16 protein-coding genes are annotated in these 15237 nt (G+C 32.1%); 3 read left to right on the forward strand and 13 right to left on the reverse strand.

The features are described from left to right. Positions 1-11: 11 nt before the first annotated feature. From BZARG_RS13820 to BZARG_RS13840, 5 genes are all read right to left on the reverse strand, one after another. The gene (locus BZARG_RS13820) at positions 12-500 is read right to left on the reverse strand and encodes a GDYXXLXY domain-containing protein (RefSeq protein WP_008639665.1); all 489 of its coding nucleotides are present in this window, start codon (positions 498-500) and stop codon (positions 12-14) included. Next, complete coding sequence (locus tag BZARG_RS13825) at positions 487-1563, reverse strand: DUF4401 domain-containing protein (protein WP_008639487.1); 1077 nt, start codon at positions 1561-1563, stop codon at positions 487-489. The genes BZARG_RS13820 and BZARG_RS13825 overlap by 14 nt, the downstream gene beginning before the upstream one ends. After that, on the reverse strand, positions 1551-2501 hold the full coding sequence (locus BZARG_RS13830) for a DUF2157 domain-containing protein (RefSeq protein WP_008639801.1): 951 nt from the start codon (positions 2499-2501) through the stop codon (positions 1551-1553). The genes BZARG_RS13825 and BZARG_RS13830 overlap by 13 nt, the downstream gene beginning before the upstream one ends. 142 nt (positions 2502-2643) lie before the next feature. Further along, the gene (locus tag BZARG_RS13835; protein WP_040288924.1) at positions 2644-3201 is read right to left on the reverse strand and encodes a GNAT family N-acetyltransferase; all 558 of its coding nucleotides are present in this window, start codon (positions 3199-3201) and stop codon (positions 2644-2646) included. 35 nt (positions 3202-3236) lie between these two features. Continuing rightward, on the reverse strand, positions 3237-4163 hold the full coding sequence (locus BZARG_RS13840) for a WD40 repeat domain-containing protein (RefSeq protein WP_008639545.1): 927 nt from the start codon (positions 4161-4163) through the stop codon (positions 3237-3239). Positions 4164-4424: 261 nt separating this feature from the next. Between BZARG_RS13840 and BZARG_RS13845 the strand changes: the two genes are divergently transcribed. Next, positions 4425-6224 carry a hypothetical protein gene (locus BZARG_RS13845; RefSeq protein ID WP_008639742.1) on the forward strand — a complete coding sequence of 600 codons (1800 nt, stop codon included), beginning with the start codon at positions 4425-4427 and terminating at the stop codon, positions 6222-6224. Between the two features lie 14 nt (positions 6225-6238). On the opposite strand, the gene nadD is transcribed toward BZARG_RS13845, so the two are convergent. From nadD to BZARG_RS13860, 3 genes are read right to left on the reverse strand one after another with little or no spacing between them, the layout of a single operon-like run. Further along, a complete protein-coding gene (gene nadD, locus BZARG_RS13850) occupies positions 6239-6817 on the reverse strand; it encodes a nicotinate (nicotinamide) nucleotide adenylyltransferase (RefSeq protein ID WP_008639668.1) in 579 nt (192 codons plus the stop codon). A gap of 9 nt (positions 6818-6826) precedes the next feature. Then, entirely contained in the window at positions 6827-7417 is a 591-nt protein-coding gene (gene gmk, locus BZARG_RS13855; RefSeq protein ID WP_008639711.1) for a guanylate kinase, read from the reverse strand. Between the two features lie 22 nt (positions 7418-7439). Continuing rightward, positions 7440-8297 carry a YicC/YloC family endoribonuclease gene (locus BZARG_RS13860; RefSeq protein WP_040288883.1) on the reverse strand — a complete coding sequence of 286 codons (858 nt, stop codon included), beginning with the start codon at positions 8295-8297 and terminating at the stop codon, positions 7440-7442. Between the two features lie 115 nt (positions 8298-8412). Here BZARG_RS13860 and BZARG_RS13865 point away from each other — a divergent pair, with 115 nt between their 5' ends. Further along, entirely contained in the window at positions 8413-8892 is a 480-nt protein-coding gene (locus BZARG_RS13865) for an acyl-CoA thioesterase (protein ID WP_008639715.1), read from the forward strand. A gap of 198 nt (positions 8893-9090) precedes the next feature. Here the strand turns inward: BZARG_RS13865 and BZARG_RS13870 are convergent, their stop codons facing one another. After that, on the reverse strand, positions 9091-9444 hold the full coding sequence (locus tag BZARG_RS13870) for an arsenate reductase family protein (protein ID WP_040288885.1): 354 nt from the start codon (positions 9442-9444) through the stop codon (positions 9091-9093). 122 nt (positions 9445-9566) lie between these two features. Next, complete coding sequence (locus BZARG_RS13875) at positions 9567-10280, reverse strand: DUF3298 and DUF4163 domain-containing protein (protein ID WP_008639756.1); 714 nt, start codon at positions 10278-10280, stop codon at positions 9567-9569. Between the two features lie 169 nt (positions 10281-10449). Here BZARG_RS13875 and BZARG_RS13880 point away from each other — a divergent pair, with 169 nt between their 5' ends. Continuing rightward, the gene (locus BZARG_RS13880; protein ID WP_008639822.1) at positions 10450-11589 is read left to right on the forward strand and encodes a cystathionine gamma-synthase; all 1140 of its coding nucleotides are present in this window, start codon (positions 10450-10452) and stop codon (positions 11587-11589) included. Positions 11590-11661: 72 nt separating this feature from the next. Here BZARG_RS13880 and BZARG_RS13885 read toward each other — a convergent pair whose 3' ends face one another. The 3 genes from BZARG_RS13885 to BZARG_RS13895 all read right to left on the reverse strand — a co-directional run bounded on the left by BZARG_RS13885 (position 11662) and on the right by BZARG_RS13895 (position 15157). Further along, positions 11662-12462, reverse strand: coding sequence for a THC0290_0291 family protein (locus tag BZARG_RS13885; RefSeq protein WP_008639690.1), 801 nt, complete (start codon positions 12460-12462; stop codon positions 11662-11664). 179 nt (positions 12463-12641) lie between these two features. Then, on the reverse strand, positions 12642-13682 hold the full coding sequence (locus BZARG_RS13890; protein ID WP_157998031.1) for an alginate O-acetyltransferase AlgX-related protein: 1041 nt from the start codon (positions 13680-13682) through the stop codon (positions 12642-12644). A gap of 50 nt (positions 13683-13732) precedes the next feature. Then, on the reverse strand, positions 13733-15157 hold the full coding sequence (locus tag BZARG_RS13895) for an MBOAT family O-acyltransferase (RefSeq protein ID WP_008639516.1): 1425 nt from the start codon (positions 15155-15157) through the stop codon (positions 13733-13735). Between the last annotated feature and the right edge of the window lie 80 nt (positions 15158-15237).

Consider the following 15237-nt stretch of genomic DNA (forward strand, 5'->3'; position numbering starts at 1 on the left):
TGATTTCAAATTTAATCTATTAGTTCTAGTTTGGCATCATAAAGACCAATTAACAAACTATTTCCGTCTTCATCTACTTTAATTCCACCGTATTTAGCGGCCTCATACTTTTCTGCATCACCTTCTTGGAAGAAGTACGATTCGGCACCAATATTTATATTCCAGCCAGAATTGGATGAGTATACTATTAGGTACTCATCTTCATTGAGCGGGGTTTTACCAGCTTGAAATCTAACTTTTTTGGCAACACCATTTTCTTTTAATTTCACAACACAAAACCCTCTTTTAGCAATGCTGTCATAATTTGCGTTTTCCGAAATTTCATAACGTAAGGTCATATAGTCGCCTTGCATTAATGACCGTGGATCAACAGGTGCTAAATCCAATAGAATCAATTTGCCATCAGAAATTAAAGATTCTTTTTGCGCTACTGAATTATTAAATAGCAGAAGCAAAACGATAAGGTTAGCCAAGATAATAGTCCACTTAAACTTTTTCATGGCTGCTTAATTTTTTAGTGATCAATATATAAAATAAAAGAAAAACGACTCCAGAAGCCATTAAAATTATTGATTTTATTAAAAGTGTGAAAGTCAAATCATAATAATATTGTGAGATAAAATAGATAAATGAAATGATTCCAATAACGAATCCCGTTTTATAATTAACCAAAAAACTCAATAAAACAATAACAATGGCTCCCGAAGTTGCTGGTGAAAATAGCGTTAGCAACATAATTAAAGCACTTAAAGTGTAGATGAGTAGTTTAGTCTTAAAAGCTGTAACGTTGATTATTTCAATAACAGAATATACGATATATATAATAGCTAAAATCATGATTATGGATGAAATCCAAAGCTGATTAGGGGAAATAGGTATTAAGTAACTTTTACCAATAGCTATGAGTCCGAATAATAAAGCGAAAACAGATCCAATACGAATGGGGTTATATATTTTGGATAAATATTTATGTGATGCTATTATTTTCGCTTCGTTTAAAAAGACAAAAGTCACCAAAACCGTGTTAATTGCAATATAAAGATGAATTAAATTGTAATAATCATTAATTAAAATTAGGCTTAATAAGCTTCCATTAAAGATTAGAATTGCTAAAAATGACAAAATATAATTTTGTGTCAAAAACAGTGAACTAAAGGAGATGGCACAAATGATTAATGCAACTGTGTTTTCGTTCAAACGCATTTCAAACAAGCCAATACAGAGCAGTACCAAACCGATTATAAATAGTGAAACACAAAACGTATCAATAATAAGTTTATTAAAAATTTTATCAAGAATAAGAGCGGAAACTATAAAAATAATTCCAAAAATTAACATTCCAATTTCCGAATCATATAGCCCTGAAATTAGGAGAAATCCAAGAAAAGCAAGCATAGCTGAAAAACCGCCAAAAATGGTGAGTATTTTGATGGCTAAACTAGATTTGTTTTGATCTTGTTTCTTGTATTCCATTAAAATGGCGTCCTCTTCATAAAAGAATCTATCACCTTCAACTTCAGAAATATGGTATAATAATGCTTTTTTATTCTCTAGTTTATCCATTTTTTTTGAAGTTTAAATAAGTTAGCAATAACGGAGGTGACACTTACAATTATAAATAAACAGATAAGTAAAAGCATACCAAAATCATCGGATAAACGCAGGAGCAAAGCTGATGTTATAATAATAATACTAAACGGAATTATGGAGAGATAAAAGCCACTCTTTATTTTCAGACCATACCAAATACCTAAACCATATAATAAGGATGCTGGAATAATTAAGAGGTAAAAATCAGCTTGATAATCATCAAAAATTCCTAAACAAATCCCAATGGTGCAGAAAGTAATGGAAGCTATTGATAATGTGTTTGTAAACCACTTTGGTATTTTTATTTCCGACGAAAATTTTTTACCGGCTAATGCCAGAATTAATAATATTGTATTAATTCCAAACAGCAGAGTGAACAGGAATAAATTGGACCAATTTTGCGCGACTTGTTCGGCATATAAAATAAGGGTGGTATTAATTAAAGTTATAAATACAAGCCATAAAGGAGCGAAATTTGAAACTAAAACCCATAGAGCTATAAATAGAGTCCAGCCTAGAAAAAAGTCGTAAGCATTGGCTCCTGTTTGATAAATTTGACCAAAAACAGCGAATAAAACACCCACTATTACGGAAGCGCCAGTTAGTAGAATGTTTTTAATAAGTGGTTGAAATTTGGAGACTAATATAGTTCCTATAATGATAATGATGAGTGCTTCAATTAATCCTATTTTAATGAATTTATGAAGGTCTGCCCAGTTATAAGCAAAGAAGAAAATGATTCCAGCAGTTGTAAAGCCAACACCTAAACTAATAAAAAATAGTTTTAAAAATTTATACCAAGCATCTTTATCATTGTAAACATCTTGATTTAGGGTATTTTTTATACTGATTTCCAGCCAATTGCTATGCCGGCTAATTATATGAATATCCTCCCTGTTAATTTTTGCCATGCAGTTTTTTTTAATTCTTTCTACCCCTTTTGAAAATTTATTCTTGTAGATAGATTAGAACTAATCTAATAAATTAAAATGGATTCTTCGGACTGATAGAAAATTGGTTTAAAAGAAAATTAATATTGTTTTTGATAGCTTTTTATTTTTTAAATTGAAGGTGCTCTAATGTTTTTCCTGTTAATTTTTTTTCACCAACTACTTTAAAGCCTAAATTTAAATAGAGTCGTTTGGCATTTGGATTGTCTTTATCCACAAGCAAGCCCAAGGTTTTTTTTCTATTATAAACATATTCATCAATTAAAAACTGAAATAATTTAGAGCCGACACCTTGACCTTGCTGGTTTGGATTTACGCCAACACAATCAATATAGAATTCGCCAGGTTGGGTTTCATCTTCAGAATTAAAATATCTATTAAACATCGTTTTAATAGTTGTTACAACGGGTGTGCGGAGTTCTTCTAATTTAGCACCATCATAAATAGTAGCGGCTGCAATAATTTCACCATCATTTTCTGCTACCCAACAATTTTCATACGAATATTGATTTCCTTTTTTCTGGATTAAATTCTCTAAAAACTGGGTTGCTTTTTCGGGAGAATCTTCGCCAATAAACTGATAAACAATGTCGTTCATTGCTAATAGCATATACGTTGCAATTGCTTTGAAATCTTCTGGTCTGGCTTGCCTGATTATCATGTTTGTTAAAGAGTATTTTTTATTAAACGCTGTATTTAAACCCGAAGATTTCTTGAATTTATTTCCCAAATCATGATCATTCTATCATCTCCTGTAGAAATTAAATAATTATTGTAGGTATTCCAAATTAATTTATTCACAGAAAATGAATGTCCGTCATATTTTTCTTTGTCAATTGTGTCTAATGGTAGAAATGTTTTCGAATCCCATATTTTTAATGATTTATCACGACTGGCCGTAGCAAATATATTCGTGTTTGGGCTATATGCAATATCGTAAATTGCCCATTCATGAGCGGGAATTGATTTTATTATTTCATATTCTCCAACTTGCCAAACATTCAGGTGACCATCTCTGCCGCCAGTTAAAAGGTGTTTTCCATCCGGACTGAAACGGACAACATTTGATGAACGTTGATGTCCAATAAAAACCTTTTTTTGTAGCATTGTTTTTAGATCAAAAATCCGAATCTTGCCATCTCCCGAAGCAATCGCTATTTCGGAAGTGTTATAATTAAAATCAATATGTCGTACTTTTTCATCACATAGTTTTTCAATCCTAATTAATGCCAAGGTATCGAGTGAATAAATGGTTAAATTACCGTCGCCACCAGCGGTATAAATGCAATTAGCTTCAATAGAATATCTAATATCAAAAACTTGAGCCGTATGGTTTTTTAAGACTTTTATTTCTTCATTCTTTTTTAAATCTAATATATGAACATGGCCATTGGATGTTCCTGCCAATAATAATTGTTTTTCGGGAATATGGCAAATAGAATATAAAACGGCCGGAAAACGCCCTATAATCTTATCAAATTGTAATGTTTTCAAATTCCATTGAGCAACTATTCTATCGCCACTGCCAGAAAAAATAAGATGTTCCTGAGTTCCTTTCTCTAAAGTGTATATGGGTTCATTATGCCCTGTGAGCTGCGCTATTTTTTTTACTTCGATTTTCATGTATACAGAAGTTTTTTATAGTAGTGTTGTTATGGCAACAAAAACAGCAGTTACCTTATTAAGTAACCTGCTTTTCTTGTATGTCTAAATATCTACTCGGCCTAATTGATTCAATATAAATTTTAGATGATTATAAACTTTTAGTAAAGGTACGAACTTCCAAAATTAACGGAATATAAAGCAAAAACGTATGATAATTATCAGCTTTTAAACGCTAGTGTTTTATCACATTTGACACTTAATTATTTTATAAAATACATCATGACTTTACCCCAACATACACATAGCTTTCATATTCCTGTAATGGGTTTAGCCTATACCATAGATAGTCCTATTCGGGTTGCTCAGTACGGTATTTCGTCGGTTATTTCCATTATTGACGATGAGCTTTTAGAAAAAATGAATGCTTTTTACAGTGAGAAATTTAGTTTGCCATATCAGGAGATTTCCAAAAAAGTTGACGATTATCGCGCTAAACGTATCACCGCTTATTTGAATTTAGTTGATACCATTGTTAAAAATAAGTTTGTAAAATTCAAGGACGAAGTATCAGAAAGTAAATCGGCTTTAGAGAATTTTATAAGCATGCTTCCTAATAAGTCTACTATTAAAGTTAAGCTTTCTACTATGTTGGAAGAAGGTATGCTTTTTAAAGAAACGATTAAAAAATATGTAGATGCGCATTTGTCAGCTGGTGAAATTGATGTGAATATCATGACCAAAATAGACAAAGACAATTTTATTAAATCTGAACAATTACCAATTGAATATAATGATGCTCATGCGTCGCTACGTGGATTTGCAAATAGTAATTTGGAGTCGTCTGTTGTACTTTCAGCAGGAATGAACCCAAGATTATATAGTTATTTCGAGAATTTCAAGGATTTCTTTCCTGATACTAATAGTCGATTAAAGAAGCGAATTATTCTAAAGGTGAGTGATTTCCGTTCGGCCATTATTCAAGGGAAATTTTTAGCTAAAAAAGGACTGTGGATTTCAGAGTATCGCATTGAATCGGGTTTAAATTGTGGTGGCCATGCTTTTGCCACTGAGGGTCATTTATTAGGCCCAATTTTAGAGGAATTTAAAACTAAAAAATCAGAATTAATTCAAGATACCCATGCTGTTTATATAAAAGCTTTAACGGATAAAGATGTGTTTGTCCCGGATCAACCATTGGATATTAAAATTACGGTTCAAGGTGGCGTTGGAACAGCGGCTGAACACGATTTTCTAATAGATAACTATCAGGTAGATTCCGTTGGTTGGGGTACGCCTTTTTTATTAGTTCCAGAAGCGACCTCTGTAGATAATGACACGCGGAAGCTTTTGGCAGACGCCAAGGAGTCCGATTTGTATTTAAGTGGTATTTCTCCATTGGGTGTACCTTTTAATGCTATAAAAGGCACTTCAAATGAGTTTTATAAACAAAACCGTATTGATAATAATAAAGCAGGAAGTTCTTGTCCGAAAAAGTTTTTAGCCTTGAGTAAGGAGTTTGGGCCTGAAGGAATTTGTACAGCGTCTAAAAAATATCAGGATGTTAAACTGGAAGAACTAGATGCTAAAAAAGAATCAATGACATCTTCTCGTTATAAAATGTCCAAAAATAAAATCACTGAAAAAGCCTGTCTTTGCGTTGGTTTAGCAAATGCATCTTATCTTGAAAATGATATTTCAATAAAAGGGCAACAGCAAGGTGTTGTTATTTGTCCTGGACCTAATTTAGCGTATTTTGATAGAGAAGTTTCTTTATCTGAAATGATTCAGCATATTTATGGGGGAGCTTCTGTACTTTCTAATGCTTACAGACCGAATATGTTTGTAAAGGAATTGAAAATGTATGTGGAATATTTACAGAACGATATAGCAAGTTTTACGGATGATTTAACCGCCAAGCACATCAAAAAATGGCATGCGTTTAAAAATAATTTATTAGGTGGTATTACTTACTATAAAAATTTATTTGAAGAAACGCTAAATCCTGAAAATGCCACAATTCATTCAGATATTAAAGTTTATGAAGCGACTATAAACACAATTAAAATTCCTGTGTTATAAATTAATGGGCTTTTTTATTCATAAAAGCCCATTTCATCAATATATTTCCAAACCGGTGCGGATAGCATCGGTTTTACATTTCTACCTTTTTTTATGGATTTTCTAATAAAAGTAGAAGACAATTCCATAATAGGTGCATTTATATGATGAATACGTTTGTGGCCATCAAATTGCGTTTCAACTTTACCTTCAGAAATTCTTGGGTAAACATATATATCGTGATTATCCAGAATAACTTGGTAGTTTTTCCACTTATGAAAACTCTTTAAATTGTCTTCACCCATAATTAGAGAAAACTCATGAGTCGGATGCTTTTCTTGTAAATGGGCAAGCGTATTAACCGTATAATTAGGTTGTGGCAAAGAAAACTCGATATCGCAAGGCTCTAGTTTTTCATAGTCTTCAGTAGCCAAATACACCATATCCAAACGTTGGTAATTGTCTAGCAAGGATTGCTTCTTTTTAAACGGGCTTTGTGGCGTGACAACCAACCAAATTTGATCGATATCACTTTCTTCTGCAAGTTGGTTGGCAATAATAAGATGCCCAATATGAATAGGGTTAAAAGTTCCAAAATATAAGCCTATTTTCATGGTAGGTATTTACGATTCTAAAAAGTTAGATACTAAATTTTCTGCTTCGGCAAGTGCTTTTTCCAAGTTGTCATTTTCAATAATAACATCAAAAAGTGGCGCAGTAGCTAATTCTGCCGATGCTTTTGCAATACGCATATTAATTTTATCGTCGCTTTCTGTTTTGCGCTTTTTTAAACGGATTTTAAGTTCGTCTATACTTGGTGGTTTAACAAAAATGGAAATCGTTTCTTCTGGGAATTTACGTTTTATGCGTAAACCACCCGATACATCAATATCAAAAATAACGTGTTTTCCCTGTGCCCAAATGCGTTCCACTTCTGTTTTTAAGGTGCCATAAAAATTATCCCGATATACTTCTTCCCATTCAAGGAATTCATCGTTTTTAATTTTGTTTTTAAACTCTTGAGCAGATAAAAAGTAGTAATCTTTTGAATCTATTTCATCACCGCGTTTTTCGCGTGAGGTTGCCGAAATAGAAAATTCTAAATCTAACGTATCTAGTCTTAAAAGATGGCGTACAATTGTAGTCTTTCCCGATCCTGAGGGCGCTGAGAATACAATTAGTTTTCCTTTGGTCTTATTGTTTGGTAGTGTCAATATGGTTGTTTTTGTAAGACGTTTATAAAACGTTTAATAGTTGTTCTTTTATTTTTTCAAGCTCATCTTTCATTTGAACTACCAGTTTCTGCATGGGTGCAAAGTTACTTTTAGAACCAATGGTATTGATCTCACGACCCATTTCCTGACCTATAAAAGCGAGTTTCTTACCATTAGAGTCGTCCGAATCTAATGCTTGGATAAAATAATCCAAATGGTTTTTAAGTCGAACTTTTTCTTCAGTGATATCAAATTTTTCAATGTAGAAAACTAATTCTTGCTCAAATCTATTTTCGTCAACCTTTTCTTTAAGCTCTTCTACACCTTTTTGTAAACGCTCACGAACACCCGCAATACGTTCAGGATCCATAGCAATAATTTCTTCCAAAATGGATGTTATGTTTTGAACACGATCTCTAAAATCAGCTTCAAGAACTTTACCTTCATCTAAACGATAGATATCAATATTTTTTAAAGCTGTTTTCACTTCAGTCAAAATGATTTCCCATTCGTTTTCATCAATTTCTTCACGTTCGGTATTTAAAGCGTCAGGAAAACGAACTGCCATTTTTAATAGTTCAGTTTCATCGCCATCTACAATCTCTTTAAGTTGTTTAATGTATTGTTTTACAGCTCGTTTATTAATTTGCGTACTGGTTTCTTCGCCCGTCATTTCAACATAAATAGAGAAATCTATTTTACCGCGCTCTAATTGATTACCAATTAGTTTGCGTAAACTCAATTCTTTTTCTCTGTAAATTGAAGGCATTCTTGCATTCAAATCGAGGTTTTTACTATTTAACGATTTTACTTCAATCGTTACTTTTTTGGTTGGTAACTGCAAAACAGATTTCCCATAACCAGTCATTGAATGGATCATAATTATAAAATAAAGTTGCACAAAGATAATTAAAACTAGAGGTTTAGAAAACTGTAAGAGAATATTATGTGCAGCAAATAGATTTATGTAGTTTTGTGACTTAAATTTCAGTAATATGTATACCAAACAATTCGAAATTCGTTGGAGCGATGTGGATGCCAATAGACATTTAGCTAATAGTGCTTATACCAATTTTATGAGTCATACACGGATGGCTTTTTTAATGGAAAAAGGATTTTCTATGAAGGAGCTGGCTCATTATAACATTGGGCCCGTCGTTTTCTATGAGCATATGTATTACTTTAAGGAAGTGTTTATGGGAAAACCTTTAACGGTAAGCTTAGAGGTTTCTGGTTTAAGCGAAGATGGTTCATTTTTTAAATTTGATCATAATTTTTACAACCATAAAGGCGAAAACATTGCCCACTGTGAAATGCTTGGCGCTTGGATGGATTTAAAAACGCGCAAGCTTGTTGGTTTACCGACGGAATTATTAGAGATGGCGGAGACATTTCCGAAGTCAGAAAACTTTAAACAAATTACTAAAGAAGATACGCGCGTTGGGAGTAAAAAACCTGTGCATTTAAGTCTTTAATTTCGGATTTTTAGTCCCCAGATAAATACCGGTAAATAAGCTTAGAGGCTAAAAATAGTAAGGTTGCACTAAAACGCGAATAACAATATACCCGGAGGGTTTAATATAACCACCAGCAATTACATCATTTGTAAACGTGAAGTAAATCCATAAAGCACCTGAACCATGAAAACGGCTATAGGCGCGTAAATACTGGTGCTATTCACTCAAAGCGGCTTTAAGATTTTCTATGTTTTTTTTGGAATTTCCTATAAATATCTGATCGTTAAAAATTATAACTGGTCGGCTTAAAAAGGTATAATGATCTAAAAGATAGTGTTTGAAATGAGGTTCTTCTAAACCTGCATTTTTCAAATCCATTTCTTTATAAAGTTTAGCGCGTTTACTGAAAAATGCTTCATAACTGCCTGAAAGCCTATGCATTTCTTCAATTTGTGTAGCATCTATGGGGTCCTTCTTTATATCTTGAAACTCAAAATCAGCTGGCCAATCAATCTCCTTAATTATGCGCATACAGGTACTACAACTTTTTAGATAATAAACTTTATTCATGAATTAAAATATAACTGTTTAATAAAATAGTGTTACAAAGTAAACCAATTTGCGCGAGAAAGGAGGATTCCAAAAAGTGGCTTCTTATCATAAAAGAAATAAATACTAACTCTAAAAAATATTTACATGAAATTTAGGTAAGGAACTAAATCGTTAAAGGGAATGGTAAACTCTGTTAAACCAGTTGCATAAGGTGCAATTTCATAATTGTTGTATAACAAGACGACGCCTATATTATTAAAACCTATATTTTGAGGAAGTATAAAGTTGTCAGGCTCAAAATAATCAGCTTCTTTACCAGCTATTTGATCGTTAAAGTAATCTCTGGCAATGGTTTTAAATGTCTTGATATCGTTGACTAAATCTTCATTTTTCAATAATTGACCTGTTAAGGCATCAAAATTTAAGAATGATATAATTAAATTCCCATGTGCACCACCAGTGTTTAAATAGCTTGTAAGCGCCACAGAAATTACGGCTTCCGACTGATACATGATTTCACCATCAATTTGAGCCTCCCATTGCATCGGGCTTTCCGGGAAATCGGTGTTAAAGTTTTTATATTCAGTATTGAAATTATCAATACTTTCTAAAATTGATAAGCTTTTGGTAGACGCTTCGGGTTCAAAATTCAAACTAGTAATTACTATCGCCTGTAATGCTTTATTTATTTTGGTGGCAACGGCTTCATTTCCCTGGGCCTCGGGAATATTAATTTCAACAATTTTATTGTGTTCTGTTGTTATAGATTTCTCTAAAAACGTGAGTTTTTTCTCTTCTTCTTCACAAGAGAAAACAAGAAAAATTAGAGATAAAAGTAAGAATTTGCGTTGCATAAATCAGGATCCGTTAATTAAGTAATAAAGGTAATTATTGCATTTGAATACACCGAATTAAACCTTAACTTTATGAAAAGATTATACAATAAGGTCCTAAAGTTTTTATTTTAAGACTTCTAGTGTCTGGTCGAACAAGGATTTTTAAAATGACAGTTATAAAAATAATATGAAATTTAATACAAAAACAATTCATGGAGGGCAAAAACCCGATCCGGCTTATGGAGCAGTAATGTCACCCATTTACCAAACAACAACATACGCTCAAGATACACCTGGAGGGCATAAAGGATTTGAATATTCACGTAGCAAGAATCCAACACGAAGTGCTTTGGAAAACGCGGTGGCAAGTATAGAAAATGGTAATTATGGATTGGCTTTTGGATCAGGATTAGCAGCTATTGATGCGGTTATTAAATTATTAAAATCAGGTGATGAAGTTATTTCAACAAGCGATTTATACGGAGGTTCTTACCGTTTGTTTACAGCTGTTTTTGAAAAACTCGGGATTAAGTTTCATTTTGTAGATATGGAAAATACTGACAATATTGAAAAATTTGTCAATAAAAACACCAAATTACTTTGGGTTGAAACACCTACCAACCCAATGATGAATATTATTGATATTAAAGGATGTGCTGTTTTGGCTAAAAAGTACAACTTGTTATTAGCGGTAGATAATACGTTTGCTACACCTTATTTACAACAACCCTTAGATTTAGGTGCTGATATAGTAATGCATTCGGCTACCAAATATCTCGGAGGACATAGTGATGTGGTTTTGGGTGTTTTAGCATTAAAGGACAAAGAACTTGCTGATAGATTGTACTTTATTCAAAATGCGAGTGGTGCTGTTTGCGGACCGCAGGATAGTTTTCTGGTTTTAAGGGGTATTAAAACCTTACATATTAGAATGCAGCGCCATTGTGAAAATGGTCGGGATATAGCGAAGTATTTGGCTAAACATCCTAAAATTGAAAGGGTGTATTGGCCTGGATTTAAGGATCATCCAAATCACGATATAGCCAAATCTCAAATGACCGATTTTGGCGGAATGATTTCTTTTACAACCAAAGGCAATAACTACGAAGAATCAATTAGAATAGTGGAGAATTTAAAAGTATTCACTTTAGCAGAATCTTTAGGTGGTGTGGAATCGCTTGCAGGACACCCAGCGAGTATGACGCATGCTAGCATTCCTAAAGAAGAACGCGAAAAAACTGGTGTAGTGGACTCCTTAATTCGATTAAGTGTAGGTATTGAAGATATCGAAGATTTGATTGCCGATTTAGAACAAGCTATAGGTTAGTGCGGAATGTAGAATATTAATAAACAAGACTTTAAAGTCTTGTTTATTAATACATTATAAGACGGTAGATTTTTAATCTAAATAATAAATATAACCAAAATTCAACCAGATCAAATAATCATTATTTTTATTGGATTCTAATTGATGATTTAAACCATCTACCCAATCGCTGAAATAGGTTTGTAATCGTAAATCTAACATTAAATCAGATAACTCTGTTAATTTATATCTTACACCAACACTAGTAACCAAGGAAAAAGCACTTCCAGAGGAAGGGTCAATAGAGCCAGGCTCCCAAGAAGACCAAAAGTTATTTGCGTTTAGAATATTATTGTCTGCCATGCCAGACACAGGATCCACATAAGAAGTAAAAGCTTTTGGATTATAAGCGGTGTAATGAGCACCAAGACTAACAAAAGGGGCTAAACGATAAGCAAAACCTTGAAAATCTCGGATACTTAACGGGAAATATTCTAGCTGCACACCAATATCAAAATTATTTGCTTCTCCGGTATGTGCACGAAGCTTCTTGGCATCTTCCTTGTTGCCTTCGGCCCACGGCCCATGATGTTCCAATTTTGTTTTGTTGAAAGATATTTCACTTCTAATTTTGAAGTGATCGTTAAAATAAGTGTCTGTAGAATAGCAATTGCAATCCGCTCGGTATGCAAAGTTTATATAATGTACGATTCCGACTCCAAAGCCACTATTGCCAAAGTTGGTTCCACCATCATTGCGCACACCAAAATCCGATCTAAATTGTACTGGTCCAGCAATAGCCCCGATTTCGTGTGAAAACCCTAATTGTGCAAAACCACACTTTGCGCCTAAAATAAGGAGTAAAATGACAGAAAATTGTTTTATTTTGTGCATAGTTGAGCTTCCGCAGTTTATAGAGCAATTTATAAATAAATATATAAAATTGACGTGATTAACTAAATTAATTTATGAATGATATTTAAAAAAGCAGATAGATAATTTTTTTTAACATGATAATTGAATTCATAAATGTTTATTTGATGATATAATGAACGGAATTGACATTTATATATTTATTTTATAAGAAATTTATTGTTGAGAAGAATATCAATATTACGTTCAATAATCTCAAAAATAACAATGTTTGGTGTTTCCTGTTCTATTAATTTTTTACTTAACGCATAACTTTTTAGATAGTGAATTTCACCAAAGCTCTCATTAAAATAAGGCATCCAAGCGTAGGAAAATGAATCATGATGCATAAAAACTTTTAGCTTTTTATCTGGATTTACCATCTGAAAATAATTTTGGTCTATATTTTTAAATGTTATCTCTGACGCTATTTTTTTTGTTAAGGTCACAGTCGATTCCTCTATGTCAAGATTGATCATTTTAATAATATCCCCTTGTCTCACAGATTTAATTTCTATTTTATAATCAGTTAGCTTTACGTTGGGAACTATAAAGTCCTGGTTTATGTACCTTAAAGTTTCAGTGTAGCCAATAAAAGCGCCAAAATCGTTCCAATGTGAATCAGTTTTAAAGAATAATTGGTTTTTATTTTTTTTAGCTTTTAATACTTTGGTTAAATCGATGACTTCGAAATTGATATGATTTTTTAAATAGTCTTTTAGTACGTCTAAATTTGACATTTGCTCCTTTAGTTGAAAGGGTAATTGTTCTTTATAAACACTGTTTTTATTAGGGGGAATTACTAAATAAAATGTAATATTTTGTTCCTTTAAATAGTTTTTAACCTCGTTCAGATTATTAGCAATTTCTTTTAGTTCACTTGTGCTAAAATAATTGTAACCAAAAGCATTATTTAAAATATTGTTGTAACTGTTACCTAAAAAATACCAACCATTTTGACCTTTAACTACTTTATTTGGCATGGGGGTTTCTCTTAAAGCTTGATACTTAAAGTCAATATAACTATTTACTAGAGTTGTTTTTAAACCAAAACTCTCTGCGTAATTATTTTTAAATTGTTTTAGGAATGCTATAGGTTTAGTTATGTTATGTAAAAATGTGTTTTGAAATCCCTTATTTTCATCCTTTTTTGTAGTTTCTAAATTGGAAATCATAACCACATTAGGAGCTATTATCATCATTAAAAAAATGATTATAACTAGTAATTGCTCTATGTTTTTTCTATTTTTCATTAAAATCTAAAGTAGATAAATGGATTATAAGAGTCCGTTGCAATGTAAATGAAACAAATAAAGAATAGAATAAAGAGTCCTATTAATTTAATAGAAGATAGTACTTTGTAGTTAATCGATGTTATATTTAAATTTTGAATATATGTGGCTATATTTTTATAAATGGGCGTAGATAAAATAGCTGCAACAATTAGTGCAAACACAACTTCATAAGTTAAGTAAAAACTTAAAAAGTCAAAATTAGTCGTAAGTGTAAAGTTAAACATCGTTGTTATATAATTAAATGCGTCAATCATGGTATCGCTTCTAAAAAATACCCAAGAAATATTTATAATTAGTATAACATAAATATGAGATATTAAGGATGATATTTTTAGGCCTTTAAGCTCAAGTACACGCTCTAGAATTAGAAAAGCGCCGTGAAAAAGTCCCCAAAACACAAAAGTCCAGCTTGCGCCATGCCATAATCCTGTAATAAAAAACACGATTATTAAGTTTATGTATGTTCGCCATTTCCCTTTTCTGTTTCCGCCAATGGAGATGTATAAATAATCTCTAAACCAAGTTGAAAGTGTTATGTGCCAACGCCTCCAGAACTCTCGCATCGATTTTGATATATATGGGTAATTAAAATTTTCTGGAAAATTAAAGCCAAACATTTTTCCTAATCCAATGGCCATGTCAGAATAGCCCGAAAAGTCAAAATATATTTGAAAACTATATGCCATAATACCTAGCCAAGCTATAACTGCTGAAGACTCAGATGCGGGTAAATTAAAGACACCATCTGCTAATAAAGCACAATTATTGGCAATAATCATTTTTTTTGAGAGCCCTATAATAAAACGTTGCACCCCTTCATAAAAAAGGGTGACGGTTACCTTTCTATCTTTTAATTCTTTTTCAATATTAGCATACCTTACAATTGGACCCGCAATTAGTTGTGGGAATAGTGTAACATATGTGGCGAAATCGATAAAGTTTTTGGAAGCTTTTACATGGCCTCTATATACATCAATAGTATAAGACATGGTTTGAAACGTATAAAAACTAATACCTATGGGTAAGGCTATATTTGATAATTCTAAAGCAGATTCAGAACTCAGGTTTAAATATTCTAATACTTGAATTAAGTTTTCAGAAATAAAATTGGCATATTTAAAATATAAAAGAATAGAAATATTAAAACCTATAGAAAAGATTAAGCCTAGCCTTCTTTTTCCATAACTTATAAGAATTCCGCTGGTGTAATCTACAATTGCCGATAGTAGTATTAAGAGAACTAATTCTTTTTCGCCCCAAGTATAAAACACAAGGCTAAACAACAACAACGTGTAGTTTTTGAGTTTTTTTGGTGTTAAAAAATAGGTAAGCAGAACAACAGGAAGAAATAGGAATAAGAATATTGGACTGCTAAATAACATTAAATAAGCCTAATTAATAAAACCAAAAATACAATAAATTATAGTATTTTTGGTTTAAACTATAGGCTTAAAAAATAGCT

It is taken from the genome of Bizionia argentinensis JUB59 (genome assembly GCF_000224335.1).
Classification (GTDB): Bacteria; Bacteroidota; Bacteroidia; order Flavobacteriales; family Flavobacteriaceae; genus Algorimicrobium; species Algorimicrobium argentinense.

Excerpts from the sequence above, each read along its gene's own strand:
- BZARG_RS13895 (WP_008639516.1), bottom strand. The coding sequence starts at position 15,157 with ATGTTATTTAGCAGTCCAATATTCTTATTCCTATTTCTTCCTGTTGTT.
- BZARG_RS13890 (WP_157998031.1), bottom strand. The coding sequence starts at position 13,682 with ATGATGATAATAGCTCCTAATGTGGTTATGATTTCCAATTTAGAAACT.
- BZARG_RS13825 (WP_008639487.1), bottom strand. The coding sequence starts at position 1,563 with ATGGATAAACTAGAGAATAAAAAAGCATTATTATACCATATTTCTGAA.
- BZARG_RS13820 (WP_008639665.1), bottom strand. The coding sequence starts at position 500 with ATGAAAAAGTTTAAGTGGACTATTATCTTGGCTAACCTTATCGTTTTG.
- nadD (WP_008639668.1), bottom strand. The coding sequence starts at position 6,817 with ATGAAAATAGGCTTATATTTTGGAACTTTTAACCCTATTCATATTGGG.
- BZARG_RS13840 (WP_008639545.1), bottom strand. The coding sequence starts at position 4,163 with ATGAAAATCGAAGTAAAAAAAATAGCGCAGCTCACAGGGCATAATGAA.
- BZARG_RS13865 (WP_008639715.1), top strand. The coding sequence starts at position 8,413 with ATGTATACCAAACAATTCGAAATTCGTTGGAGCGATGTGGATGCCAAT.
- BZARG_RS13845 (WP_008639742.1), top strand. The coding sequence starts at position 4,425 with ATGACTTTACCCCAACATACACATAGCTTTCATATTCCTGTAATGGGT.
- BZARG_RS13880 (WP_008639822.1), top strand. The coding sequence starts at position 10,450 with ATGAAATTTAATACAAAAACAATTCATGGAGGGCAAAAACCCGATCCG.
- BZARG_RS13860 (WP_040288883.1), bottom strand. The coding sequence starts at position 8,297 with ATGATCCATTCAATGACTGGTTATGGGAAATCTGTTTTGCAGTTACCA.
- BZARG_RS13875 (WP_008639756.1), bottom strand. The coding sequence starts at position 10,280 with ATGCAACGCAAATTCTTACTTTTATCTCTAATTTTTCTTGTTTTCTCT.
- BZARG_RS13885 (WP_008639690.1), bottom strand. The coding sequence starts at position 12,462 with ATGCACAAAATAAAACAATTTTCTGTCATTTTACTCCTTATTTTAGGC.
- BZARG_RS13830 (WP_008639801.1), bottom strand. The coding sequence starts at position 2,501 with ATGGCAAAAATTAACAGGGAGGATATTCATATAATTAGCCGGCATAGC.
- BZARG_RS13835 (WP_040288924.1), bottom strand. The coding sequence starts at position 3,201 with ATGATAATCAGGCAAGCCAGACCAGAAGATTTCAAAGCAATTGCAACG.
- BZARG_RS13870 (WP_040288885.1), bottom strand. The coding sequence starts at position 9,444 with ATGAATAAAGTTTATTATCTAAAAAGTTGTAGTACCTGTATGCGCATA.